This window comes from Lysobacter daejeonensis GH1-9, from assembly GCF_000768355.1.
GTDB lineage: Bacteria > Pseudomonadota > Gammaproteobacteria > Xanthomonadales > Xanthomonadaceae > Aerolutibacter > Aerolutibacter daejeonensis.
Map to the genome: position 1 here is coordinate 24717 of NZ_AVPU01000022.1, position 24140 is coordinate 48856.

General features: G+C 67.4%; 24 protein-coding genes and 1 pseudogene. 14 read left to right on the forward strand and 11 right to left on the reverse strand.

Going from position 1 to position 24140, the window contains the following annotated elements:
• Positions 1–52: 52 nt before the first annotated feature.
• Positions 53–988: a peptidylprolyl isomerase gene (locus N800_RS11680; RefSeq protein ID WP_036138711.1), complete on the reverse strand. Its 936-nt coding sequence runs from the start codon at positions 986–988 to the stop codon at positions 53–55.
• Between the two features lie 168 nt (positions 989–1156).
• Between N800_RS11680 and N800_RS11685 the strand changes: the two genes are divergently transcribed.
• Together N800_RS11685 and N800_RS11690 are read left to right on the forward strand one after the other, a co-directional pair.
• Positions 1157–1522: a PadR family transcriptional regulator gene (locus tag N800_RS11685; RefSeq protein WP_036138713.1), complete on the forward strand. Its 366-nt coding sequence runs from the start codon at positions 1157–1159 to the stop codon at positions 1520–1522.
• On the forward strand, positions 1519–2472 hold the full coding sequence (locus N800_RS11690) for a sensor domain-containing protein (RefSeq protein ID WP_036138717.1): 954 nt from the start codon (positions 1519–1521) through the stop codon (positions 2470–2472). Before N800_RS11685 ends, N800_RS11690 begins: the two co-directional genes overlap by 4 nt.
• Before the next feature lie 126 nt (positions 2473–2598).
• Here the strand turns inward: N800_RS11690 and N800_RS11695 are convergent, their stop codons facing one another.
• Together N800_RS11695 and N800_RS11700 are read right to left on the reverse strand one after the other, a co-directional pair.
• Positions 2599–3846: a polyhydroxyalkanoate depolymerase gene (locus N800_RS11695; protein WP_036138720.1), complete on the reverse strand. Its 1248-nt coding sequence runs from the start codon at positions 3844–3846 to the stop codon at positions 2599–2601.
• Between the two features lie 158 nt (positions 3847–4004).
• Positions 4005–4619, reverse strand: coding sequence for a class I SAM-dependent DNA methyltransferase (locus N800_RS11700; protein WP_036138722.1), 615 nt, complete (start codon positions 4617–4619; stop codon positions 4005–4007).
• Positions 4620–4714: 95 nt separating this feature from the next.
• Here N800_RS11700 and N800_RS11705 point away from each other — a divergent pair, with 95 nt between their 5' ends.
• Positions 4715–5167, forward strand: coding sequence for a CopD family protein (locus N800_RS11705; protein ID WP_036138725.1), 453 nt, complete (start codon positions 4715–4717; stop codon positions 5165–5167).
• A gap of 65 nt (positions 5168–5232) precedes the next feature.
• Here N800_RS11705 and N800_RS11710 read toward each other — a convergent pair whose 3' ends face one another.
• Positions 5233–6963, reverse strand: a complete 1731-nt coding sequence (locus N800_RS11710) for an alkaline phosphatase (RefSeq protein WP_052108194.1) — start codon at positions 6961–6963, stop codon at positions 5233–5235.
• Between the two features lie 144 nt (positions 6964–7107).
• Here N800_RS11710 and N800_RS11715 point away from each other — a divergent pair, with 144 nt between their 5' ends.
• Positions 7108–8439 (forward strand): dicarboxylate/amino acid:cation symporter, encoded by a 1332-nt coding sequence (locus tag N800_RS11715; protein ID WP_036138728.1) that lies wholly within the window; start codon positions 7108–7110, stop codon positions 8437–8439.
• A gap of 33 nt (positions 8440–8472) precedes the next feature.
• Positions 8473–9024 carry a hypothetical protein gene (locus tag N800_RS11720; protein ID WP_156962980.1) on the forward strand — a complete coding sequence of 184 codons (552 nt, stop codon included), beginning with the start codon at positions 8473–8475 and terminating at the stop codon, positions 9022–9024.
• A 3-nt stretch (positions 9025–9027) separates the two neighbouring features.
• Here the strand turns inward: N800_RS11720 and N800_RS11725 are convergent, their stop codons facing one another.
• Together N800_RS11725 and bla are read right to left on the reverse strand one after the other, a co-directional pair.
• A complete protein-coding gene (locus tag N800_RS11725) occupies positions 9028–9516 on the reverse strand; it encodes an NUDIX hydrolase (RefSeq protein WP_036138733.1) in 489 nt (162 codons plus the stop codon).
• On the reverse strand, positions 9516–10388 hold the full coding sequence (bla, locus tag N800_RS11730) for a subclass B3 metallo-beta-lactamase (RefSeq protein WP_036138736.1): 873 nt from the start codon (positions 10386–10388) through the stop codon (positions 9516–9518). The genes N800_RS11725 and bla overlap by 1 nt, the downstream gene beginning before the upstream one ends.
• 158 nt (positions 10389–10546) lie before the next feature.
• Here bla and N800_RS11735 point away from each other — a divergent pair, with 158 nt between their 5' ends.
• Positions 10547–11944 carry a M16 family metallopeptidase gene (locus N800_RS11735; protein ID WP_036138738.1) on the forward strand — a complete coding sequence of 466 codons (1398 nt, stop codon included), beginning with the start codon at positions 10547–10549 and terminating at the stop codon, positions 11942–11944.
• Between the two features lie 14 nt (positions 11945–11958).
• Positions 11959–13404, forward strand: a complete 1446-nt coding sequence (locus tag N800_RS11740) for a M16 family metallopeptidase (protein WP_052108195.1) — start codon at positions 11959–11961, stop codon at positions 13402–13404.
• Positions 13405–13515: 111 nt separating this feature from the next.
• Here N800_RS11740 and N800_RS11745 read toward each other — a convergent pair whose 3' ends face one another.
• Positions 13516–13938 (reverse strand): hypothetical protein, encoded by a 423-nt coding sequence (locus N800_RS11745; RefSeq protein ID WP_156962981.1) that lies wholly within the window; start codon positions 13936–13938, stop codon positions 13516–13518.
• A 179-nt stretch (positions 13939–14117) separates the two neighbouring features.
• Between N800_RS11745 and N800_RS11750 the strand changes: the two genes are divergently transcribed.
• Positions 14118–14600 (forward strand): acyl-CoA thioesterase, encoded by a 483-nt coding sequence (locus N800_RS11750; RefSeq protein WP_036138744.1) that lies wholly within the window; start codon positions 14118–14120, stop codon positions 14598–14600.
• Between the two features lie 74 nt (positions 14601–14674).
• Here N800_RS11750 and N800_RS11755 read toward each other — a convergent pair whose 3' ends face one another.
• A complete protein-coding gene (locus N800_RS11755) occupies positions 14675–15271 on the reverse strand; it encodes a C40 family peptidase (protein ID WP_425476516.1) in 597 nt (198 codons plus the stop codon).
• 203 nt (positions 15272–15474) lie between these two features.
• Positions 15475–16086 (reverse strand): C40 family peptidase, encoded by a 612-nt coding sequence (locus N800_RS11760; protein WP_425476515.1) that lies wholly within the window; start codon positions 16084–16086, stop codon positions 15475–15477.
• 127 nt (positions 16087–16213) lie between these two features.
• Here N800_RS11760 and N800_RS11765 point away from each other — a divergent pair, with 127 nt between their 5' ends.
• Entirely contained in the window at positions 16214–16693 is a 480-nt protein-coding gene (locus N800_RS11765) for an FKBP-type peptidyl-prolyl cis-trans isomerase (protein ID WP_036138747.1), read from the forward strand.
• A gap of 217 nt (positions 16694–16910) precedes the next feature.
• Here the strand turns inward: N800_RS11765 and N800_RS11770 are convergent, their stop codons facing one another.
• Entirely contained in the window at positions 16911–18476 is a 1566-nt protein-coding gene (locus N800_RS11770; RefSeq protein WP_036138790.1) for a M4 family metallopeptidase, read from the reverse strand.
• Between the two features lie 311 nt (positions 18477–18787).
• Between N800_RS11770 and N800_RS11775 the strand changes: the two genes are divergently transcribed.
• Genes N800_RS11775 through hutG form a run of 3 tightly spaced genes read left to right on the forward strand, consistent with a single transcriptional unit; the run spans position 18788 to position 21113 of the window.
• The gene (locus N800_RS11775; RefSeq protein WP_036138749.1) at positions 18788–20044 is read left to right on the forward strand and encodes an NAD(P)/FAD-dependent oxidoreductase; all 1257 of its coding nucleotides are present in this window, start codon (positions 18788–18790) and stop codon (positions 20042–20044) included.
• Positions 20045–20081: 37 nt separating this feature from the next.
• On the forward strand, positions 20082–20261 hold the full coding sequence (locus N800_RS11780) for a hypothetical protein (protein ID WP_036138751.1): 180 nt from the start codon (positions 20082–20084) through the stop codon (positions 20259–20261).
• A gap of 45 nt (positions 20262–20306) precedes the next feature.
• Positions 20307–21113: an N-formylglutamate deformylase gene (hutG, locus tag N800_RS11785; protein WP_036138754.1), complete on the forward strand. Its 807-nt coding sequence runs from the start codon at positions 20307–20309 to the stop codon at positions 21111–21113.
• Between the two features lie 133 nt (positions 21114–21246).
• On the opposite strand, the gene parE is transcribed toward hutG, so the two are convergent.
• Positions 21247–23136, reverse strand: coding sequence for a DNA topoisomerase IV subunit B (gene parE, locus N800_RS11790; RefSeq protein ID WP_036138757.1), 1890 nt, complete (start codon positions 23134–23136; stop codon positions 21247–21249).
• A gap of 223 nt (positions 23137–23359) precedes the next feature.
• Between parE and N800_RS16115 the strand changes: the two genes are divergently transcribed.
• Both N800_RS16115 and N800_RS11800 read left to right on the forward strand, forming a co-directional pair.
• Positions 23360–23620, forward strand: a complete 261-nt coding sequence (locus tag N800_RS16115; protein ID WP_036138759.1) for a hypothetical protein — start codon at positions 23360–23362, stop codon at positions 23618–23620.
• A gap of 274 nt (positions 23621–23894) precedes the next feature.
• Positions 23895–24140: pseudogene (locus N800_RS11800) on the forward strand (hypothetical protein); the annotation flags it as partial.

Genomic DNA, 24140 nt, shown 5'->3' on the forward strand with positions numbered 1-24140 from the left:
TCGATGGTATGCAACCACCGAAGCCGACGCGATGCGGCTTTGGTCGCGCCGCTCAGCCGGCCGGCGGCGCCCGCGTGGGCAGCGGCACATTGCACACGTTGATGTGGCCGGCCGGGCGCTTGTAGAAGTCGTCACGGCGGTTGCGGCGCGCTTCGACCAGTTCGTCAAACAGTGCGGTGTCGGTGCGCAGCACCTGCAGCGGGGTGCGCTCGGCGGCGGGCACGTCCTGCGCCAGGCGGATGGCCTGGATGCCCACGTACTGTTCGGGCTTCTCGTAAAACCCCAGTGGGCCAGTGCCGCGCGGCAGTGCCGACAGCAGCTCCATACCCTTCACCACGCGGCCGACCGTGGTGATGTTGCGGTCCAGCTGGCGCGGCGATTGGCCGGTGACCACATACAGCTCCGCGCCAGTGCTGGAGTCCTCGTCATTGTTGCGGCCGGCACCGACCGCGCCGTAACAGTGCGCCAGCCACGCGCGGCCCGCCGTGGGGTCGCGGCCCACCGGGAAACCATCGACGAAGCCGGCCTGTGGCGCCCAGCCATCAGTGTCGGGCAGGGCGCGGAATGCCAGCCCCTTGGAAGTGCGTTCGAACTCGGCCGGCAGCTTCGGCTTCGCAGTGCCCATCGGTTTCTTCTTGGCCGCGTCGTCGGCATTGGGGTCGCCCCACTGCACCACGAAGTTGTCCTGCGAACGGATGATCGCCAGGCCGTTCCAGTAGCCCTCGTGCGCCAGCGTGGTGATGTTGGCCGCGTGCGCGGGGGCGAAGTCGGGCGCCAGTTCAATAATCACGCGGCCGCTGGCCAGCTCCATGTACAGGGTGCGCGCCGGGTCCAGCGTGCGCCAGTCCGAGGGCTGGCTGGCATCGAGGATCTCCTGCGTGCTGCGGGTCTTGGCCGGCGGGGTGGTGGCGAGCGCCAGCGGAGCCACCGCGCACGCGAGCAGGGCGGACAGGGCGAGCTTGGACAGGGTGGGCGGCGTCAGGCGCATCGGGTCGTTCCTTGGCGGAGTGCGTGGGCGATAGCCGTCGAGTGTAGACGCGGCCTCGCACGCAGACGAGGTCGACTGGCCGGCATGACTTTCGACCCGGATGACTAATGACAGGGGCGCTATATCGAAGTTGGTACTAGTATCTACTTCAAGCTAGTGGACTCCGCCATGACTGATCTCGACGCCCAACTCAGGAAGTTCCAGAAGGAGCTGAGCACCGGCACGGTCTCGCTGGCGCTGCTCGCGGTGCTGGCCGAAGCCGGTGAGCCGATGTATGGCTACCAGATCGCCAAGCGCCTGGAGCGCGATGGCGGCGGCGTGCTGACCGGCAAGCAGAGCGCGCTGTACCCGGTGCTGCGCAACCTGGAAGGGGCCGGGTTGCTGGGCAGCCATGTCGAACCGTCCGTGGCGGGGCCGCCGCGGCGTTACTACCAACTCACCGACGCGGGCCGCCTGGCCCTGCGTGACTGGGCCGCCGCGTGGCGCGCGACCCGCGATTCCGTCGATTCCGTACTCAAGGGGATACCGCAATGAATGCCTCCAGCACCTTTCCCGGTGGCCTGCCCACCACCATCCCCGAGTACCTGGACCGCCTGCGCGTGGCGCTGGCGGGTGCCGATCCGGCGCTGGTGCAGGACGCCCTGTACGACGCCGAGGAATACCTGCGTTCTGAACTGGCCGAGAACCCCGGCAAGAACGAGGCCGAGGTGATCGCCGCAGTGGCCGGCAGCTATGGCGCCCCCGACGAGGTCGCCGACATCTACCGCGACACCGAGGTCAAGGTGCAGGCCGCACTGCGCACGCCGATGTCCCCACCGCGCCGCTCGGCGCTGGGCCGATTCTTCGGCGTGGTGGTGGACCCAAGGGCGTATGCCGCGCTGTTCTACATGCTGCTGTCGCTGGCCACCGGCATCTTCTACTTCACCTGGGTGGTGGCCGGCGCGTCGGTGTCGCTGAGCATGCTGGTGCTGATCATCGGCATACCGCTGCTGCTGCTGTTCCTGGGTTCGGTGCGGGTGCTGTCGCTGGTCGAAGGTCGCCTGATTGAAGTGATGCTGGGCGAGCGCATGCCGCGCCGGCCGCTGTACGCCAATCGCGGCCGGCCGTGGCAGCAGCGCATTGCCGAGTTGTTCACCGATCCGCGTACCTGGGGCACGCTGCTGTACTTCGTGGCCATGCTGCCGCTGGGCGTGGGCTACTTCACCATCGCGGTGACCTTGTTGGCGCTGTCGCTGGCCTTCATTGCCGCGCCCATCGCGGTGTGGACCGGCCTGGCCACGGCCAATGTGGATTACGCGGGCTGGCAGGTGGTGGGCCTCGACGGCACCGCCTGGGGCACCTCGGCGGAGGCCTGGATGCTGCCGCTGATGCTGCTCGGTGGCGTGCTGTTGCTCTTCATCACCCTGCACGTGGCGCGCGGTATCGGTCGTCTGCACGGCATGCTGGCCAAGCATCTGTTGGTGAAGTCGGCGCAGTACAACTGATCGGCCGGGGCAGCCGTGGTTGCAGCCCCCCTCAAGAGTGAACGCTCCAACGAAAGGACGTTCCACCAGAAGCAGAAGGCCCGGCGTGATGCCGGGCCTTCTGCTTTTCAGACGCTGTGGTGCCGCTTACTTCGCGTACTGGGCGATGAAGTCGCGCACCTTCGGGTACACCTGCGTGCGCCAGCGACGCCCGCTGAAGATGCCGTAATGGCCGGCGCCCTGCACGGTCAGATGGTGCTGGTCCTGCTCGGGGATGCCAGTGCACAGCTTGTGCGCGGCGCGGGTCTGGCCCTGGCCGGAGATGTCGTCCAGTTCGCCTTCGATGGTCAGCAGCGCGGTGCCATTGATATCGCCCGGCTTCACGCGCTCGCCGCGCACGTCCCACAGGCCGCGCGGCAGCAGGTGCTCCTGGAACACGACGCGCACCGTGTCCAGGTAGTACTCGCCCGGCATGTCCAGCACGGCGTTGTACTCGTCGTAGAAGCGGCGGTGGGAGTCGGCGTCGTCGAGGTCGCCCTTGATCAGGTTCTGGTAGAAGTCCCAGTGCGATTCGAAATGACGCTCGGGATTCATCGCCACGAACCCGCTGTGCTGCAGGAATCCCGGGTACACGCGGCGGCCCGCGCCCGGGTAGTTGGACGGCACTGGATGCACCAGGTGCGACTCGAACCACCACAGCGGCTTCTGCGCCGCGAGGTCGTTGACCTGCGTCGGGCTCTCGCGCGTGTCGATCGGGCCGCCCATCATCACCAGCGAGCGCGGCGTGGCCTCGCCACGCGAGGCCATCAGCGACACCGCGGCCAGCACCGGTACGGTGGGCTGGCAGACGCTGATCACGTGCACCTTGTCGGCGCCGATGTGGCGGATGAATTCCTGGATGTAGGCGATGTAATCGTCCAGGTGGAACGGACCGTCGGCCGACGGCACCATGCGCGCGTCCACCCAGTCGGTGATGTACACCTTGTGGTCGCGCAGCAGCGTCTTCACCGTGTCGCGCAACAGCGTGGAGTGGTGGCCCGACAGCGGTGCCACCACCAGCACGGAAGGGTCGTCCTTCAGTTCGGTCAGGTTGCCGGCATCATCGGTGTAGCGCTTGAAGCGCAACAGCCGGCAGAACGGCTTGCGGATGATCTCCTTCTCCACCACCGGGTACGACGCACCGTCGATGTCGATGCTGTGGATGCCGAATTCCGGCTTCTCGTAGTCCTTTCCGATGCGGTACAGCAGCTCATAGCCGGCGGCGATGCGGGTCGCGCCCGGCACCGTCGACAGCCAGCTGCCCGACGCCGAGAACATCTTGGAACCGGCATCGGCCCAATAGGTCATCGGCGCCATCCAGGCGCGGCCAAGTTCGTGCATCTGGTAGAGGAACATCGGGTCCGCCCCTGTTCAACGGATCATGTTGCAGTGCAGCGTAACGGAATCGCGCGGCGCAAAGGTTAACGCGGGGTGGGGGTTGGGCCCCCCATCCCGTAGTGCGGCCCCTGGCTCCCCGTCACAGCAACGGCGCGAGGCGCTGGCGGCTGAACCGTTCAGGCGTTGTTGGGAAGTTCCAGCGCTGCAACGCCATCCCGCAGCGCGGGCGACAGCCAGAGGTGCGAGCCCAGCGGTACCAGGCCCACCGCCGCCAGCCGTTCCCGGTAGAAGCGGGCAGGGCGGCGCTTGAACCCGTGGGTGTCGCCGTCGATGCCGTCCTCGCGGGTGAAGGTCTCCACGAAGGCCACGCCCCCGCAGAGCTCGGCCAGGGCGGGCAGGCCGTGGTCCAGCTCCCGGGTATCCAGGTAATGCAGCACGTCGCTGCACACCAGCAGGTCCACGGGGGCGCAGGGGCGCAGGTGCTGGAAATCACCGAAGCGGGCCAGGTGCAGGTTGCGCCGCGCACCAAAACGCCCAATTGCATATTCGCTGCTGTCGAAGCCGAGATACTGCACGCGCGGGCGCAGCTTGCGCAGCGGCGCCAGCCAGGCACCTTCGCCGCAGCCGATGTCCAGCACGGTGCGGACCGGGCGTTCCAGGTGGTACTCGGCGGTGGCCACGGCCAACGCGACCTTACGTGCCAGCCGCGCGGTGCCGCCGATGGCCTGGTCCTTCAGCGCAGGATCGCGATACCAGCGTTGGAAATAGGCGGCGTCGTATTGCTTGGTCATCGCTGGGGCCTGGTGTGGGCGAAGGGGCGGGCGTCGCGGTCGCGTGCCGGGGCATGCGATCCTATCGCGTCGAATCCATACCCGGAACGCGCTGCATGCATACGTATCTCGTGCTCAAGACCGCCCACCTCGTGTTCGTGATGGCCTGGATGGGCGGGTTGTTCTACCTGCCCCGCATCCTGGTGAACCTGGCGGAGGCCGGTGAGGATGCGGCGGTACGGGCCCGGCTGGTGCTGATGGGGCGGCGTCTGTACCGCTTCGGCCACATCATGTTCGGGCTGGCATTCGTGCTGGGCCTGGTGCTGTGGCTGGGCTACCGCGTGTTCCCCAGCCTGCCGACCATGGTCGTGGCAGGCAGCGGTTGGCTGCATGCCAAGCTGCTGATCGTGGCACTGATGCTGACCCACTACATCGTCGCCGGCCGCTGGCTGAAGGGCGTGGACGCCGGCAAGCCGCTGCCCTCGTCGACGGCGCTGCGCTGGTTCAACGAAGTGCCGGTGTTGCTGCTGGTGATCGTGGTGTATCTGGTCCTCGCCAAGCCGTTCTGAGCCAGGACGCGCGCATCGGACACGTGTGGAACCGGGCCACGTCGCGTGGCCCGGCCATGCAAGTCTCAGGGCGTGGACGACGGGAACGCCGGTCGGGTTACCGGCACGCCCTCGGCGTTGCAGTTGCCCTGCGCGCATTGGGCGTCGCGCAGCGATGGCATCGCCTGCAGCATGAAGTGATAGATGGCGTTCTGCTCCACGCTGCCGCGCACCGCGTTGCTGCCGGGGCCGCGCGCCCAGATACCCACGTCATCGCCGCCGTGCGACTCGTTGGATAACGGCGCGATGGCTTCCTGCATGTAATCCGGATGCTCGGTGTCGACCTGGGTCAGGTCCGGGCGCCCCTTGGTAGCGGCCTGATAGCCACTGGTGAGGTGCGGGAAGGTCTTCGGCCCTTCCGGCTGTTGATGGGTGGCGCCGACATAGCCGGGACCGTTGGCGTAGCTGAGCGTGGTATAGGGCAGGCCCAGCGCGTCACGTGCAAGTTGTCCCGGTTCGCCTTCCTCGCCGCTGCTGCCGCGCACCTTGCCCAACATCGGATTGCCGCGCACCGGGTAGCCGACGAAGTTCAGCGTGTGTGCGTGGTCGGCAGTGACCAGGATCAGCGTGTCATCACTGGACGTCATCGCGTTGGCCACCTTGACCGCATCGCTGAGGGCGATGGTGTCGCCCAGCGCGCGGTGGGCGTTGCCCAGGTGGTGCGCGTGGTCGATGCGACCGCCCTCGACCAGCAGCACATAACCGTTGCGGTTGCCGCTCAGGCGGGTGATCGCCGCGCGCGTCATCTCGGCCAGCGAAGGCTCCCCGCCAACGTCGGCTTTTCGGTCATGTTCGTACTGCATGTGGTCGTACTCGAACAGCGCCAGCAGCGGCCCGCGTGCAGGCGCCCGCTGCAGTTGCCGGGCGTTCCACACGTACTGGCCCTGTGGGTGGCGCTGCTTCCACTCGGCGATGAGGTCGCGGCCATCCAGGCGTTGGCCGACCTTGTCCTCGTGCTCGGGGTCGCGTTGTGAGACGGGCATGAAGCCTCCGCGCCCGCCCCCCATCAGCACGTCCGGCCCGGTTCCGAAGCGCGTCTCGACCATCTGGCGGGCGATGTCGATGCAGCCGGCTGCCTTTGCCTCCTCCGGCAGGTCCGTGTCGTTTTCCCAGTTGCGGTCGGCGGAGTGGGCGAACGTCGCGCCAGGGGTGGCATGGGTGACGCGGGTGGTGGTCACCACGCCGGTCGCCAATCCCTGCGCGGCGGCCATTTCCCACAGCGAGAGCACGGGCGCGGCCAGCGCACCCGCGCAATCGCGACGTTGCACTTGTTGCCCGATGCTGAGCACGCCCAAACGCGTCTTCACGCCAGTGGCCATGGCGGTCATGGTGCCGGCCGAGTCCGGTGTCTGCGAGTCGGTGTTGTAGGTCTTGCTGAGTGCGGTGTAGGGGAACTGCTCCCAGCCGAGGCGGTTCTCCTCGCCCGGGTGACCCTGGCGCTGCCCCTCCAGGATGCGGGCGGCCGCCACGGTGGTCAGGCTCATGCCGTCGCCCACGAACAGGATCACGTTCTTCGCGCGGCCATCCATGGCGCCCCGGGCGGCTGCCTGTGCGGCGCCGTCGCTGTACCACCAGTCCGCGGTTTCGCCAGAGGGGCGGTCGATGGCGGGTACGTCCACGACATGTGTGGTCGACTTGGCCGAGGGAGTTGCCAGCAGGGTGCTGTCATGGGCCGTGCGAGGAAGGGTGGTACAGGCGCTGGCCAGGAGCAGGGGGGCGAACAGCAGGGCGCGCTGCGGCGCGGGCGGCAAGGGCATGGGGCGTTTCGATACAGGAGCGAATGGAATCCCCGATTATGCCCGCCCTTTGTTTCGAATCGCGGTCCCAAGTGTTGCAGCGGCGGCGTCGCGCCGGTGTGGCGGCTCGGTTATCGTTTGTCATTCGCCCTTCAAGGCATCTCCATGTCCCTGATCTCCGCTTGGTTCCGCATCCCGTTCTGGCAGCGTGTCGTGGGTGGTTTCGTACTCGGCGCTTTGGCAGGCTGGATCATGGGGCCTGCCGCCGAAGCGTGGTTCGGGCCCTTCGGCACGATGTACGTCACGCTTATCAAAATGATCGCCGTGCCGCTGGTGTTCTTCGCGGTGATGAACGCAGTGGCGTCGCTGCATGGGCAGAAATCGGTGGCGGCGCTGGGCGGACGGACGTTCCTGTGGTTCGGCATCACCGCCGCGCTGGCGGTGGGCGTGGGTCTGACGGTGGGCTGGGTGCTCAAGCCAGGCGTCGGCCTGAGCGGCCTGACGATGGCGCCGGATTACACCGTGCGCGAATTGCCGTCGCCAGTGGAGGTGCTGCTGGACATCATCCCCTCCAACCCGTTCCAGGCGCTGGTTGGCGCGGGCACGTACAAGGAGGACGGCGTCACCTACCTCACCAACAAGGGCACCATCCTGCAGGTGATCTTCTTCGCCGGGCTGGTGGGCTTTGCCCTGGTCAAGCTGGGCGAGAAGGTGGCAGGCATCCGCAAGCTGGTCGGCGAGGCCAGCGACGTGATGGTGCAGGTCACGCGCTTCGTGCTGGAAACCACCCCGATCGGCACCTTCGGCCTGATCGCCTCGCTGGTGGGCAGCTACGGTTTCGAGAAGCTGCTGCCGCTGGGAAGCTACGTGTTCGCGCTGTACCTGGCCTGCGCCTTCCACATCATCGTGGTGTACGGCAGCCTGGTGGCGGCGCACGGGCTCAACCCGCTCAAGTTCTTCCGCGGCGCGGCGCCGGGCATGCAGGTGGCATTCGTCAGTTCATCCAGCTTTGCTTCGATGCCAGCCGCCATCCGCTCCGTCACACACAACCTGGGCGTCGACAAGGACTACGCGGCCTTCGCGGTGCCGCTGGGCGCCAGCATCAAGATGGACGGCTGCGGCGCGATCTATCCCGCGCTAACCTCGGTGTTCGTCGCACAGTATTTCGGGCTGCACTTGGAGCCCAGCCAGTACTTCACCATCCTCGTCGCCTCGGTGCTGGGCAGCTTCGGCACCGCCGGCGTGCCGGGCACCGCCACGGTGATGGTGACGCTGGTGTTGTCGGCGGCGGGGTTGCCGCTGGAAGGTATCGGCCTGCTGGTCGCGATCGACCGCGTACTGGACATGATGCGCACCATGACCAACGTGACCGGACAGATGCTGGTGCCGGTGCTGGTGGCCAAGGAGACCGGCCTGCTCAACCAGGAGGTCTACAACGCCGCGTCCAGCAACGTCGGTCTGCAGGAAGGCGAGGAACCGGGGCGCGAGTCCGCTTGATTCATTGGTAAGTCACTCAAGGTAGGGAGTCGCATGCGAAGGATTGCATTTTTGGTGTTGGCGCTGACCGGCTGCGCCAGCGCGCCGGACCCCTCGACCGAGGTATCCTCCGGGCGGTCGGGAGCGGTGGGTATTCGAGAGATCACCGAGGCCGTGCCGGCTTCGGGGCGGCTCACGCTATCGCAGCAGGAATCGTTCCAGATGCCGTTGGCCGAGCAGGCACTGGCTTTGCCCAGTTACCCCGAGTCACTGCTGGCGCAGCGTTTGCCCCCGCAGATTGTGTGCCTGCGTGTCGGAATAGGTGCAGATGGCAAGGTGGTTGGCACGTGGCCGAGCCCGAATGCGGACGGTTGCCCGGGACCGGATGACGTGGACGCGCGCTTCCGTGACGCCGCGGCCGCCACTGCCGCGCAATGGCGCTTCGATCCCGCCTTCCGCTGTGTTTTCCCGGACGCGGCGACCAAAGCCCGTGCGGGGGCACTGGGGTGCCTGGGTGGCCGCGAAGTGCCGCAGGCCGTGACCCTGGCCTATCGCTTCGTCTTCGAACAGCAGGGCGGGCGTGGCAAAGTCAGGTTGGGCGACTGAGCGTCAGATCCTCGAGTAGTTCCACGAGACCATCCGCCCGTCGCGATAGGGCATCACGCCGTGGAAGGCGCGCGGGTCGCCGTCGAACACCAGCGGCAGGAAGTTGCGGTCGCCTTCCCACATCGGCAGTTCATCGATGCGCTCCAGCGGTATCCATTCCAGCGTGCCCTCGGCGTTGCTCGCCGGCGGCGTGCCGGTGAAGCCGGTGATCAGGAACACGAAGCCCAGCCAGTCCTCGCCGTGCTTGCCGAAACCGGGCCAGCTGATGGTGCCGCGCAGGGTCATCGCCGTGCAGTCGATGCCGGCTTCCTCATGGATCTCGCGGCGCATGCCGGCCACCACGTCTTCGTCCGGCTCCAGCTTGCCGCCCAGGCCGTTGTACTTGCCCAGGTGCTGGTCGCCGGGTCGCGCGTTGCGGTGCACCAGCAGCACCTCGCGCCCGTCCGGCGAGAGCACGTAACCCAGGGTGGCGACGATGGGCGTGTAGGGCATCAGGGCGTGGCCTTGCGCTGGGCGTCGAGTTGCGCGTCGAACTTCTGTTCGGCCCTGTCGGCGTATTGGCGGCAGGTCATCGACTTGGCATGCGGCATGGCAGTGCCCGGCGCCCATCCGCTGGCATCGGCGTGCGGGGTGATCAACACGTCGCAGGGCAGGGCGCGCACCTTGGCGAAGGTGGTGCGGTAGTCCTCGACGATGCGCGGATAGCGCGCGTGGCCGATGAGGTCGTAGCCCGGTGCGGTCAGGCTGTCCACGTAGGCGATGCGCACGGCCTTGCCATCGCGCGTATCCGTCCAGGTCCAGCTCAGGCTGCCCGGGGTATGTCCCGGAGTGAAGTGCGCGGTCAGTTTCACGTTACCGAGATCGATCGCTTCGCCATCCAGCAGCATGCGGTCGGCCTTGACCGGCGGGAAGGCGATGCTGTCGCCAAAGTGCAGATCGTCGCTGCCGCCACGCGCCAGCAATACCGAGGATTCGGCGTTGGTGGCCACGCGTGCGCCGGTGGCACGCTGCACCTCTGCCAATGGGCCGGAATGGTCGGCGTGCGCGTGGCTGTGCACGATCCACTTCAACTGGCCATCGGCAATGCCCACGTCGCGCAGGTTGCGCAGCAGCATGTCCGCGGCCTGCGGCATGCCGCCATCGACCAGCACGGTGCCCGCATCACCCACCACGACGAGTGCGCTCAGGCCCGCGGTGCCGATGTACCAGGTACGGTCAGCGATCTTGAACGGGGTGACCGGCTGCCGCCAGTGGCTATCCACCTCGTAGGCCTGGAGTTGTGGCAGCGGGGCCTCGGCGGCGGACGATGAGGCGCCGGTGGCGAACAGCAGGCTGGCAAAAAACGCGACGCGGGGCAGTGACATGGTGGGAACGGGATGGGCGGGGCGACAGTGTCGGTCATCCGACGAATGGCGGCTAGCGCCCTCGCTCAGTGAACGAGGAAATCGGCCCATGATCGGCCCATGAAAGGACGCAAGCGATTGCGCTAGAGTGCTGGCTTCCATTGGATTAAGGAGTGTCCATGCGCAAGCGCCCCGTTTCGGTGCTGCTGGCGGGTCTGGTGATGGCATCGGCAGCTACGTTCAACGCGAACGCTGCCCCGGATGCCGATCGCTGGAGCGTGCCGGTTGCGGTCAAGAAGCTCGACAACGGTCTGACCGTGGTCGTGTCCGAGGACCACAGCTCGCCCACGGTGGGCGTGAGCGTGGTCTACCACGTCGGCATGCGGCTTGAGCCGCGCAACCGCACGGGCTTCGCCCACCTGTTCGAGCACCTGATGTTCGAAGGCACGCCCAACGCGGGTGAGGGCGTGTTTGACCGCGTGATCACCGGCGGCGGCGGTCGCAACAACGGCTCCACCCGCCCGGACTTCACCAACTACATCGAGGTCGCGCCGGTGTCCGCGCTGGAGCCGATCCTGTGGCTGGAAGCCGACCGCATGAAGACGCTCGACTTCAACCCGGTCACGCTCAAGAACCAGCAGGATGTGGTCAAGGAAGAAATCCGCGTCAACGTGAAGAACCAGCCGTACGGCGGCTTCATGTGGATCGACATCGGCCAGCATTCGTTCCAGAAATGGGAGAACAACCACGATGGTTACGGCAGCTTCCAGGACCTGGAAAATGCCAGCCTGCAGGACGTGGCCGCGTTCCATCGTGACTACTACGGCCCCAACAACGCGGTGATCGCGCTGGCCGGCGATGTCACACCGGCCCAGGGTTTCGCGTTGGCCGAGAAGTACTTCGGCGGGATTCCCGCGCGCCCGACACCCAAGGCGCCAGATGTCCGTGAGGGCCTCAACACGGCGGAAAAGCGCGTCACCCAGTCCGATGCACTGGCGCAGGTGCCGGCCATCGCCACCGCGTGGAAGATCCCCGACCGTGGCAGCAAGGATCAGGCACCGTTCGCCGTGCTGGGCGAGGTCCTGTCCGGGGGCGATGCGTCGCGCCTGTACCAGGGGCTGGTCAAGGGCCGTGAATTGGCACTCAACATCGAGTCGTTGTACGGCCTGACCGATCCGTGGACCTACGACGGCCCGACGCTGTTCACGACCTTCGCGTTGTACAAGCCGAACTCCAACGCCGATGCACTGCTTACCGCCATCGACGAGGAGATCGCTCGCGTCATCAAGGACGGCGTCAGCGATGCCGAACTCAAGCGGGTCAAGACCCGCATGCTGGCCGACTGGTACAACGGCAACGAGAGCTTCATCAGCCGCGCCGACACCCTGGCCAAGCTGCAGACGTTGTGGGGTGACGCCAACGTGGTCAACAAGATCCCCGGGTGGATCGAGGCCGTAACCTCCGCCGACATCCAGCGCGTGGCCCGTACCTACCTGACCAAGGCCAACCGCACCACCATCGACCGCAAGCCTGCGGCGATGCTGCAGGCCGCGCCGGCCGCCGGCCAGAAGAACTGAGGAGCGCGACGATCATGAAGATTGCCAAGACCCCGATCGCGTCCGCGATCGCCATGCGGTTCGCTGCTGCTGCGCTCTCCACCCTGATGATGGGCGCAGCCGTTGCGGGCCCCAAGGCCGAGTTGCCCAAGGATCTACCGCCGTATGCGCCGGACAGCCAGTTGCCGGTGGCCGTCATCGCGCAGAAGACGCTGGCCAACGGCATGACCGTGTGGGTGGTGCCGCGCGATGGTCTGCCGCGCGTGGACTACGTGCTGGCGTTGCGCGGCGCCGGCTTCTCTGCCGATTCCGCCGACGCCCCTGCTTTCGCGTCGATGCTTGCCGGGCTGTTGACCGAGGGCACCACCAAGCGCGACTCCAGGGCCATTGCCGAGGCCGCGCAGGGCTTTGGTGGCAGCGTCGGTGCCGGTGCCGGCAACGACGGCGTCACCCTGTTCGGCAACGCGCTGTCGTCGCACCGCGAAGGCATGCTCGAGCTGTTGGCCGAGGTCGCCCGCCAGCCCTCGTTCCCGGACAAGGAAGTGACGTTGGCCCAGGCCAACGCGCTGCAGGGGCTGAAGGCCTCCGAGGCGCAACCGGGCTTCAAGGCCACGCGTGCACTGCTGGCCGCCACCTACGGCGACCACCCGTATGCGCGCGTGCAACCCACCGAGGCCGGCATCACCGCGGTGACTGCCGGCAAACTGCGCAGCGAGCACGCCCGCCGCTTCCGTCCGGAGCGAGCCTTGCTGGTGATCACCGGCAAACTGACCCCGGACGAAGGCTTCGCGTTGGCCGAGCAGGCGTTCGGCGACTGGAAGGCCAGCGGCACCGCACCCGCTGAAATCGCTCCGGCGCGCCGCGAGGCCAAGCCGGCCTACGTGCTGATCCAGCGTGACGGCAGCGTGCAGTCCGCGTTGGCGCTCGGCCGTCCGGCCCTCCCCGCGACTGACGGCGATTACATCCCGGCACAGCTGGCCGGCATCGTGCTGGGCGGCGGTTTCAGTAGCCGCGTGATGCAGAACCTGCGCGAGGACAAGGGTTACACCTACGGAGCGCGGGCTGGCCTGGCCGTCGCCCGTGCGGGTGGCCGTGTGTCGGCGGGCGCGGACGTGCGCAATGAAGTCACCGGTGCGGCCATCAAGGAGTTCTTCCACGAGTTCGATCGCCTGGGCAGCGAACCGGTGCCCGCGACCGAACTGGAGGACACCAAGCGCTACGTCGCCGGCGGCTACCTGATCACCAACCAGATGCAGGGCGCCGTGGCGGGCACGCTGGCCAACAATTGGCTGTCGGGCCTGCCCGCGGAGTTCCTGGGCGAGTACGTGCCGAAGATCCGCGCGGTTGACGCGGCACAGGTGCAGGCGATGGCGAAGAAGTACTTCGCGCCCAAGGACCTGTCGATCGTCGTGGTGGGCGATGGCAAGGCCGTTGCAGAACAGCTCAAGGCCTACGGCGACTTCGAGCGTCGCGACAAGTAGGCTGGGGTTGCGACCGACCGGGGGGCGTCCCTTCCCGGCGATCAGGGCAAAGAAGCCGGCCCCGGAATGGACCGGCTTCTTCTCTTTATCGGGTTGGTCAAACAGGGCTGGTCAGAGCTTGGGCAGCAGCTTGGGCCGGTGTACCAGGCGCGCCGCCAGCAGCGCCGCCGGAATCGGCAGCAGCAGGCCGGCCGCTGCCAACCAAGTCGGGTGCGGCACCTTGACGATCATGCCAACCACTCCGGACATCACCACTAGCGCGACGAAGATCGCGGCGGCGTTCTGGTGCCGGGCGATCTTTGCCGCAACCAGGCCGCCCACGAACGCACCGGCCACCCACGCCAGTGCCAGCACCAGCTTGCCCATCAACGGCATCTGCAGCACGAACTGCGCGAACGCGGCTTCATGCGCGGGATTCATCGGGTCCAGCCCCGGCGGGGGCGGGTAGGCCAGGTGGCCCAAGGCCTCGATGCCCATGATCGTCACGAACATCACCACCACGCCTGCCACCATGCCCAGGATTGTCCGGCCCATCGCGTTCTTCCCTATAAGGTGTGGCCAGCATGGCGCCGTCGACCGGACTCCCGCAACTCCAGGGCGCCAGGGCGCCAGGGCGGGCGTTCGCGTAGCCCATTGATCCCGCAGGCGCGTCCGGCGGCTTCCGTCGCCATAATGGCCCAGAACGCCGCCCTTTCTTCCGGATGGAGCCCCTCATGAGTGGCCAGCAACGCGAACTGACGATGCGCTTCCTTGCCGAGCCGACCGACGTGAACTACGGCGGCAAGGTGCACGGCGGCATGGTGATGAAGTGGATCGACCAGGCCGGCTATGCGGCGGCCGTGGGCTGGAGCGGACGCTACAGCGTCACCGTGGCGGTCGGCGGCATCCGTTTCGTGGCGCCCATCCACATCAGCGACCTGGTCACGGTGCACACCAAGCTGGTCTATACCGGCACCAGCAGCATGCACTTCGCCGTGGACGTGAAAGCGCGCGACCCCATGGGCGGTGAAGACCGCCTGTGCACCCACTGCATCATCGTGTTCGTGGCGATGGAGCAGCAGGAGCCGGCCAAGCCCGTCGCCGTGCCCCCGTGGACGCCGACCAGCGAGGACGACAAGCGCCTGGCCGAGTACGCACTCAAGGTGATGGAGCTGAGCAAGGGCATCGAGGCGACGATCGAGGCGTTCGCCGGGTAAAAAACAGAAAGGCCGCCCTCGAGGCGGCCTTGTCGTGTCATCCCGATCCCGGGGTTGACCCGGGCGGAAATCGTTCAGATGCCGTCGACGCGGCGCGCTTCCATGAACTTGCCGCTCCAATAACCGGTCTCCATGCTGGACACGGTCACGTCCTTGCCCTTGCTCGGGGCGTGGACGAAGCGGCCTTCGCCCACGTAGATGCCCACGTGGTCCACCCGGCCCTTGCGGCCGAAGAACACCAGGTCACCGGCGGCCAGCTGGGCGCGGTCGGTGATGGCGCGGCCGGTCTTGGCCATGTCGCGGGACACGCGCGGCAGTTCGATACCCAGTGCGTTGCGGAACACGTAGCCCACCAGGCCGCTGCAGTCAAAACCGTCCGGCGTCGTGCCACCCCAGCGGTACGGAGTGCCCAGCAGCGCCAGCGCGCGCGACAGCACCGTCTTCACGCCGGTCGATTCGGCTGCGTCGGCCTCGGTACGGTTGGCCAGGCCCACGCCGGGGACCAGCAGGCGGTTGAGGTCGCCGGCCAGCATCAGGGCGCGGTCGGAGAAGCTCAGGGAATCGCTGACGCTGGTGCGCGGAGCGGGGCCATCGGCCGAATCTGCCGCCATCGGGCCCGCGACCGGGGCCTGCTGGGCAAACGCCGGCACGGCCGCAATGGCCAGCAGCAACGAGAAGAGGAGACAGCCATACCCACGCTTTGCGTGGGTGAGGCAGACGGCGCCGAGGCGGCCGTGGCGAGGGTTGGGATTCGTCACGCGGTCATCATTTGGTCGTCACGCGGCGATGATGCCCGCGAACCACGACCATTTGGTTCAGAAAATGTTAAATCATCGTTAAAAACTGGGCCGGAAGTACCAGTTCGGGCCGGAAGTCAGTTCAGAACCCGTTTCGCGCCGGTGTAGTGGTCTCGCCAGTAATGGCCATCCAGATGGTCCAGCCGGACCGTTCCCCCGGAAGTGGGGGCATGTACGAACCGCCCTTCGCCCACGTAGATGCCCACGTGGTTCACCCCGTCCCCGTTACCGAAGAACACCAGGTCGCCGGGAGCCAGCCGCTCCGGCCGGATCCGCTTGCCCTGGTACTCAGCCAGCGCCCGGGAGGTGCGGGGCAGGCTGAGTGACAGCACGTCGCGGTAGACGTAGTTCACCAGCCCGCTGCAGTCGAAGCCGCTCTCCGGGGTGTTGCCACCCCAGCGGTAACGGGTGCCTACCAGGCTGATGGCGCGCATGAGCACGGCATTGGCGGCAACCGGGTCGGCGGGGGTCACGACCGGCCACTGGCGGGCCGTGGGTGGCGCGGAGGTCCGCACGACTTCTTTGTGTCCCCCGCAGCCGGCCAGCCCCGAGGCAAGCCCCATCGCCAGCAGCAACGGCCGCCATCCGGCGAAGGCAAGGGCGCTGCGCGAACCGCCAGAGCAACGAGTCAGTGCCCCGCGTGCTGGCGCGGGGACGGGCTTGCCGGGATAATGCGCATCCTTCGTCACGGCCGTTAGCTTGGCCGGTCACGACGGGCCCGGCAACCCCGGGTCACCGCCCGGCGGCCGCAACCGCGGTCCTGCCTGTCCACTCCGTTCTGCCGCCTGCCGGCACCCAGTCCCTGCGAAGACCACCATGAATATCGAGAAAGACCGCGTCGTCCTGTTTCACTACTCCGTTTCCGAACAGGGCCAGGAACCGCTGGAGTCGTCCGAGGGCCGTGACCCGCTGGCCATCCTGATCGGTCACAACAACATCATCCCGGGCCTGGAGAAGGCGATGGAAGGCAAAGCCGCCGGTGACAAGTTCGAGGTGGACGTGGCCGCAGCCGATGCCTACGGCGAGCGCCGCGAGGGCATGATCCAGCGCGTGCCGAAGAAGCACTTCGAGGGCGCCAAGCTGGTGCCGGGCATGCAGGCCGTGCTGCCGACCAATTTCGGCCCGCGCGCCGTGACCATCCAGAAGGTGGGCATGAGCGTGGTGGACGTGGACCTGAACCACCCGATGGCCGGCAAGGACCTGCACTTCGCCATCGAGATCGTGGAAGTGCGCGAGGCCAGTGCCGAGGAAGTCGAGCACGGTCACGTGCACGGCGCCGGTGGCCACCAGCACTAAGTAATGTGTCGGCAACCGGTCGTTTGACCGGCGACTGTCACCCTCGACGGCCCGCGCAAGCGGGCTGTCGTCGTTTTGGGCGTTGGGAGCCCTCGCGCCGGTTGTACGCGCGGGGTGCGGCAGGTCGCGGCATGGGTGCCGGGACCGACAAAAGAAACGGCCCGCTTGCGCGGGCCGTTCCAATGTCCGGCGGACCGGACCAGCCTAGGGCGCAGGCTTAGTTGACGCTGACCGCGCTCCACGAGGCCGCAACGGCGTTGTACTCGGCCGAGCCGATGCCGTAGATGTCCTTGGCGGCATTCAGCGTAGCCACGCGGGCCTGCGGGTACGTGGTGCTGGAGGTGAAGTACAGGTCAAGCGCGCGGTACCAGATCGCGGCGGCGGCGTCGCGGCCAATGCCGGTGACCGTGGTGCCATTGCAGGTCGGCGAGGTATGGGTCACGCCGCCAAAGGTCTTGCTGCCGCTGCCTTCCGCCAACAGGTAGAAGAAGTGGTTGCCCACGCCCGAGCTGTAGTGCGGGTCCATCGAGGCGACGCTGCTGGAGTAGCAGCTGACCGAACGGGTGTCCTTGGCCGGGTCGTACATGTAACGCAGCGCCTTGGTGCCGGCCGGGTTGGAGATATAGATCTCCTCGCCGATCAGGTAGTCACCCGGGTCGTTGGCGTTGTTGGCGTAGAACTCGACCATGGCGCCGAAGATGTCGGAGTTGGCTTCGTTCAGGCCGCCGGCGTCGCCGGAGTAGACCAGGCCGGAGGTGGCCTGGGCCACGCCGTGCGACATTTCGTGGCCGGCCACGTCGAGCACGGTCAGCGGCTTGTAGGTCACGCCGTCGCCGTCGCCGTAGAACATCGCGCTGCCGTTCCAGAAGGCATTGACGTAGTTGCGGTTGATGTGGACGTAGCTCTTCACGCCCTTGCCGTCGTTGAAGATGCCGTTACGACCGTGGGCGTTCTTGTAGTAGTCCCATGTCATCGCCACGCCGTAATGGGCTTCGGCGCCGGCCGAGGCGCGGTCGGTGTTGGTGTAGTCGCCCCACGCGTTGTCGGCATCGCTGAACACCACGCCCTTGCGGGTGGCCATGCGGTCGCTGTTGTTCAGCGCGTCCAGGGTCGAGCCGCCACCGCGGCTGTTGTCCACCATCTGGAAGCCGCCGCTCACCGAGTTGGTGGTGATGGCCACGTCGCCGTAGGAAATGGTCTTGCCGGTGCCGGTGGCGTTGGCGGTGTGGATGGTGTCCCACTTGTCCAGGATGCGGCCGGTCTTCGCGTCGACGAAGTAGTGCATGTCGGTCGGCGTCTGGTCCTTGCGGGTACCCGACATCACGACTTCATACGCCAGCACCGGCTGGGCGCCGCGGGCGTAGACCACCAGCTTGGCGCTGGGCACGCCGTTGAAGCCGGTACCGAAGGCCACGCCGGCCTCGACGATGGCTTCGTCCGCACTGAGCTGCGGGGTGATGTTGGGGCGGCCCTGGGTCTTCATGGTCAGGCTGGCCGACTTGAACTGGCCATTGCGCGAGTGGATCACCACGTCGCCGCCGATCACCGGCAGGCCGCGGTAGGTGCGGTCCATGCGGACGTGCTCGGTGCCGTCGCGGTCGACCGAGACGTAGCGGGCGGAGAAGGCGTCGGCATCGGCGCGGTGGACGGCTGCGGCGGCCGGGCCGTCGATCAGGCCCTTGGCGCGGATGGCGGCGGAAGCATTGTTGGCGTTGCCGGCGAGGGCCGGCGCGGAAACAGCGAGCACGGACGCGATGGCCGCGCCGAGCAGGCGAGACTGCAGAGACATACTTAGGTTTTCCCCGAAGAAAAGTACGAAATAGCCCAGCATCTACTGGGCTAGCATCGCCGCCGGAGGGCCCGCGAGGGGTTCTGACGGAGGCGGCCACTGGGCTCGCCGTCGACGTCCTGTCGGCGCGGTCGGGCTGAGGGCGGCAAACAATAAGATTCATAAGCCGTTCATGTCATGCTGCGATGCAGCACAAGCGGCTTTGCTGCATGTGCTCCCCAGCTTGCGGTCATCCGAGCCTGTTACCCCAAAGTCTGGGGGCTGCCCGGCTCCTGCAAACGAACTGCCGACCTTAAACTTCCCGTATGGAGCAACGCGACGACGTGGTGGTGATCGGGGCAGGCGTGTCCGGGCTGGCCAGCGCATTGGCCCTGCTGGAAGCCGGCCGCCGGGTACGGGTGATCGATGCCCTACGGGTCGGGGGCGGCGCCTCCCATGGCAACTGCGGGACCATCACCCCGAGCCACGCGCCACCACTGGCAGCACCTGGCACCGTGCTGCGCGCATTGAAGTGGATGTTGACCCCCGACGCGCCGCTGTACATTCCGCCACGCGTGGACCCGTTGCTGTGGCAATGGCTGTTGCGTTTCGCACTGCGCTGCAATCCCCGCGATTGGCAGCGCAGCGCCCGTGCCAAGGCGGCGATGCTCAACGACGCGCGCGCGCGCCTGCCCGGACTGATCCAGCGGCACCACCTGGCCTGCGAGTTCGTCGAGTCGGGCGAGGACTATGTGTTCCGCGATCCAGCGGCGTTCGCACACGGGCAGCGGGAGCTGGGCCTGCTGCGCGAGCTCGGCATCGACTTGGAGTTGATCGAAGGGGCGGCCTACGAGGCACAGGAACCCGCGGTAAAGCCGGGCGTGGCCGGGGCGATCCGTTTCTCGGGCGACGCGGCCCTGCGCCCCGACCGCTATGTGGCCGAGCTCGCGCGTGCGGTCCGGGAGCTGGGGGGCGTCATCGACGAGCAGCGCCCCTTGCAGGCACTGGTTGCGGACACCGACGGCTGGCGGATCGATACGCCAGCTGGAGTATTGCGCGCACGCGACGTCCTCGTGGCCACGGGCGCCTGGTCACCGCGGTTGGCCAAGGCGATTGGCGTGCCGGCATTGCGCCACGCGATGCAGCCGGGCAAAGGCTACTCGATCACGTACTCCCCGCCATCGCTGGTGCCGCGTCGACCACTGGTATTGCGCGAACGCTCGGTGTGCGTGACCTCGTGGGATAGCGGTTACCGCCTCGGCAGCACCATGGAATTCTCCGGTTTCGACGACACGCTCAACGCGCGCCGGTTGGCCGCGCTGGAGCACGGCGCGGCCGAGTACCTGCGCCATCCGGTAGGCCCCGAGGTGCGCGAACGCTGGTTCGGCTGGCGGCCGATGTCGGTCGATGACATCCCCATCATTGGGCCTGTCCCGGGTCGCAAGGGCCTGTGGCTGGCCACCGGGCACGGCATGATGGGCGTGGGCATGAGCGCCGCGACGGGGCAACTGGTCGCCGATCTGGTCACCGGGCGTGCGCCCGCGATCGACCCCACGCCCTACCGTGTCGACAGGCTGCGCTGAGCCACACCCGATCCGCTGGAGTACGTCGCGCTGGAATTTGGCCGGCGAGCTGCTGCAGGCGCTGCGCAGCCCGGCGACGTTGTTCGTGCGGGGCGCTCGGAGATCCCAGGGGTTTGGGGTGGCCTTTCGCCGCGGGATCACCTTGCAGGACCTGCGCGACGCGGTCGCGATCCACACCACCAGCGCCAAGGAAGTGGTGCTGATGCGCTTAGCATGATCCGGCGGCTTACACTGTGCGGACTTTCACTTCATGCCTCGTGCCATGCACCACGATTCCGCCAGCGACATCGTCACCCTGCATCGCGGCACCGCGCCGTTGCTGGTGAGCCTGCCGCACGACGGAAGCGCCATTCCGCCGGAGTTGGCTTCGCGCATGACGCCGGAGGCACGTCGTGCGCCGGATACCGACTGGCATGTCTCGCGCCTCTACGCCTTCGCCCGGGAGTTGGGTGCGTCGGTGCTGGTGCCGAAGTACTCGCGCTATGTCGTCGACCTCAACCGGCCAGAGGATGACACCTCGCTGTATCCGGGCCAGAACACCACCGGCCTGTGTCCGGCCGTGCGCTTCACCGGTGAGCCGGTCTATCTGGAAGGGCAGGTGCCGTCAGCCGATGAAGTGGCGGCCCGCGTCGAGCGCTACTGGCGCCCGTACCACCAGGCGCTGGCGGCGGAGATCGCGCGCTTGAAGGCGGATCATGGGCGCATGGTGCTATGGGAAGGCCACTCCATCCGTGGGAGCGACCTGCCGTTCCTGTTCGAAGACCGGTTGCCCGACCTCAATCTGGGTACTGCGGCCGGTGCGAGTTGCTCGCCTGCTTTGCAGCAGCGCCTGGAGTCGGTGCTCGGCGCGCAGACGGATTACGACTGGGTGGCCAACGGCCGCTTCAAGGGTGGCCACATCACCCGCCACTACGGCCGCCCCGCCGAAGGCGTGGAGGCCGTGCAGCTGGAGATCAGCCAGCGCAACTACATGGACGAAGACTCGTTCCAATACGATGACGCCAAGGCCGAGCGCCTGCAGCGCGTGCTGCGAATGCTGCTGGAAGCTGCGCTGGTCGCGCCGCGGTAGTCCTGCCGCCGTGGGGCAACGTGCGGGCCATTGCCTCGGCTGTATGTAATGAATGGCCGCGCCACGAAGGCCATTCCGCCACGAATACGCACGGGGCCGTCGCAGCGGCCACACGTGCAACGAACCGTGGTGATCAGACTTCCAGCGAGGCGAGATCGCCCTTCGTTTCCAACCAGGTCTTCCGGTCCGAGGCGCGCTTCTTCGCCAGCAGCATGTCCATCAGCGAATGCGTCTCGGCGTTGTCGTCCACGGTCAGCTGCACCAGCCGGCGCGTGTCCGGGTGGATCGTCGATTCGCGCAACTGCGAGGGATTCATCTCACCCAGGCCCTTGAAGCGCGTGACATTCACCGCACCACGGATCTTCTCGCGTTCGATCTTCTCCAGCAGGATGCGCTTTTCTTCCTCGTCCAGCGCATAGAACACCTGCTTGCCCACGTCCACGCGGAACAGCGGCGGCATCGCGACGAACACGTGGCCGGCCGCGACCAGCGACGGAAAGTGCCTGAGGAACAGCGCGGTCAGCAGCGTGGCGATGTGCAGCCCGTCGGAGTCGGCGTCGGCGAGGATCACGACCTTGCCGTAGCGCAGGCCGCTCAGATCGTCCTTGCCCGGATCGCAGCCAATCGCCACCGCCAGGTCATGCACTTCCTGCGAGGCCAGCACGCTGCCCGAGGCCACTTCCCACGTGTTGAGGATCTTGCCACGCAGCGGCAGGATCGCCTGGAAGTCCTTGTCGCGCGCCTGCTTGGCACTGCCGCCCGCCGAGTCGCCTTCCACCAGGAACAGCTCGGTGCGCGACAGGTCCTGCGCGGTGCAGTCGGCCAGCTTGCCGGGCAGGGCGGGGCCCTGGGTGACCTTCTTGCGGGTGACCTGTTTCTCGGTCTTCAGGCGGGCCGACGCGCGTTCGATGGCCAGCTGCGCGATCTTCTCGCCCAGTTCCACGTGCTGGTTGAGCCACAGGCTGAAGGCGTCGTGCGCGGCGCCCTCGACGAAGCCCGCGGCCTGGCGCGACGACAGCCGTTCCTTGGTCTGCCCGCTGAACTGCGGGTCGGTCATCTTGATGCTGAGCACGAAGGCGACGCGATCCCACACGTCTTCCGGCGCCAGCTTGACACCGCGCGGCAGCAGGTTGCGGAAGTCGCAGAACTCGCGCAGCGCCTCGGTGAAGCCGGTGCGCAGGCCGTTGACGTGCGTGCCGTGCTGCGCGGTGGGGATCAGGTTGACGTAGCTCTCCTGGACCAACTCGCCGTCGGGCACCCACGCCACCGCCCAGTCGGCGGTTTCGGTGTCCTTGGCCAACTTGCCGACGAACAGGTCGGGCGGCAGCAGCTCGCGCTCCGACAGTTCGCCGCGCAGGTAATCGCGCAGGCCGTCCTCGTAATACCACTCCAGCTTCTCGCCGCTGGCTTCGTCAAACAGGCGCACGGTCAGGCCGGGGCACAGCACCGCCTTGGCGCGCAGCAGGTGCTTGATCGCACGCAGGTTGAACTTGGGCGTGTCGAAGTACTTCGCGTCCGGCCAGAAGCGCACGCGGGTGCCGGTGTTCTTCTTGCCGACCGTGCCGACGACTTCCAGCGGGCTGGCGCGGTCGCCGTCGCGGAAGGTCATCCGGTACTCGTTGCCGTCGCGCTTGATGTGCACTTCCACCAGCGTGGACAGCGCATTGACCACACTGACGCCCACGCCGTGCAGGCCGCCGGAGAATGCGTAGTTCTTGTTGCTGAACTTGCCGCCCGCGTGAAGTCGCGTGAGGATCAGTTCGACGCCCGGGATGCCTTCCTCTGGGTGGATGTCCACGGGCATGCCACGGCCGTCGTCGGACACCGCGCAGCTGCCGTCGGCGTGCAGGGTGACCTCGATGGTCCTGGCGTGCCCCGCCAGCGCCTCGTCCACGCCGTTGTCGATGACCTCCTGCGCCAGGTGGTTGGGGCGGGCGGTGTCGGTGTACATGCCCGGGCGGCGCTTGACCGGGTCCAACCCGGAAAGGACTTCGATGTCGGCGGCGTTGTAGCGATTGTTCATGCGGGTACTGCCGATGGCGTAGGGGCGAGCGGAGCGGCGAGGATGGCGAGGTGGGCCGGGCGGGTCAAGCGCGGCAGATCCAGTGTGCGCCCCCCGCATCGCATGCGCTGAGATGGGCGCTCGTTCAGGCAGCGGCCACCCGGTTGTGGATAACGTATGCGCGTCACACAACGATGCGACTGGCAGCGGCCCGCCGGGCCACCCACCGCACCGGAGGACCCGCATGAACTTCCGCAAGCTCCTGATCCTCGGCCTGACCGCGACCGCGCTGATGACGTCGATGGCCGCAATGGCCCAGCAGGCCCCTACGCCGCCGGAGCCAGCCAAGGCCGATGCCGCCAAGGCAAAGGCGGACGAAGCGGCCGCGCGCCAACAGGCCGAGGCCAAGCAGAAGGCGGAGGCCAGTAAGGCCAAGTCGGCCAAGGCCGCCGCCGCGCGCAAGGCCGTGGCGGGCCAGGACGAGCCGGAGGAAGAGGGCCGCTAAGCCCCTTCCACGCAATTCTGTCGACCCGACGCCCCGGCCATGCCGGGGCGTTTTCGTTTGTTGCCGCGTGTTCAGTTGACGGCGCGCGTGCAAGTTGCTGAATCAAAAAGACTTGGGCGCGCGCACCCGGCAAGCCCGGCCGCTGGGCAATCCGGGAAATCCCTCACCCGCGATTCGCGGTTCATCGGCCGGCGGGGTGGGGCTGCCTACGGTCGGCACGTCGTCGACGGCTGCGGCCGCGACACGCCCCGAACCATAACGAAGGAGTCCCACCATGAAACAGCGCACGTATCTCCTCTCGATCCTCCTCGCCACGACCGCCGTGGTGCCCGTGGCATCCGCCCAGGTGCTGGGCGGTGGCGTGAACATCGGCGGTGGCGCTGGTATCCAGACCGGCCCGGTCAACCTCGGAGGCGCCGCCGGCGCACGCGGTGAGCTGGGCGCAGACACCCGCGCCGTCGAGCGCACCACCCGCGCCGCACGTCGGGCAGCCGCTCGCGCGGAAGCCGAGGGTCGGGCG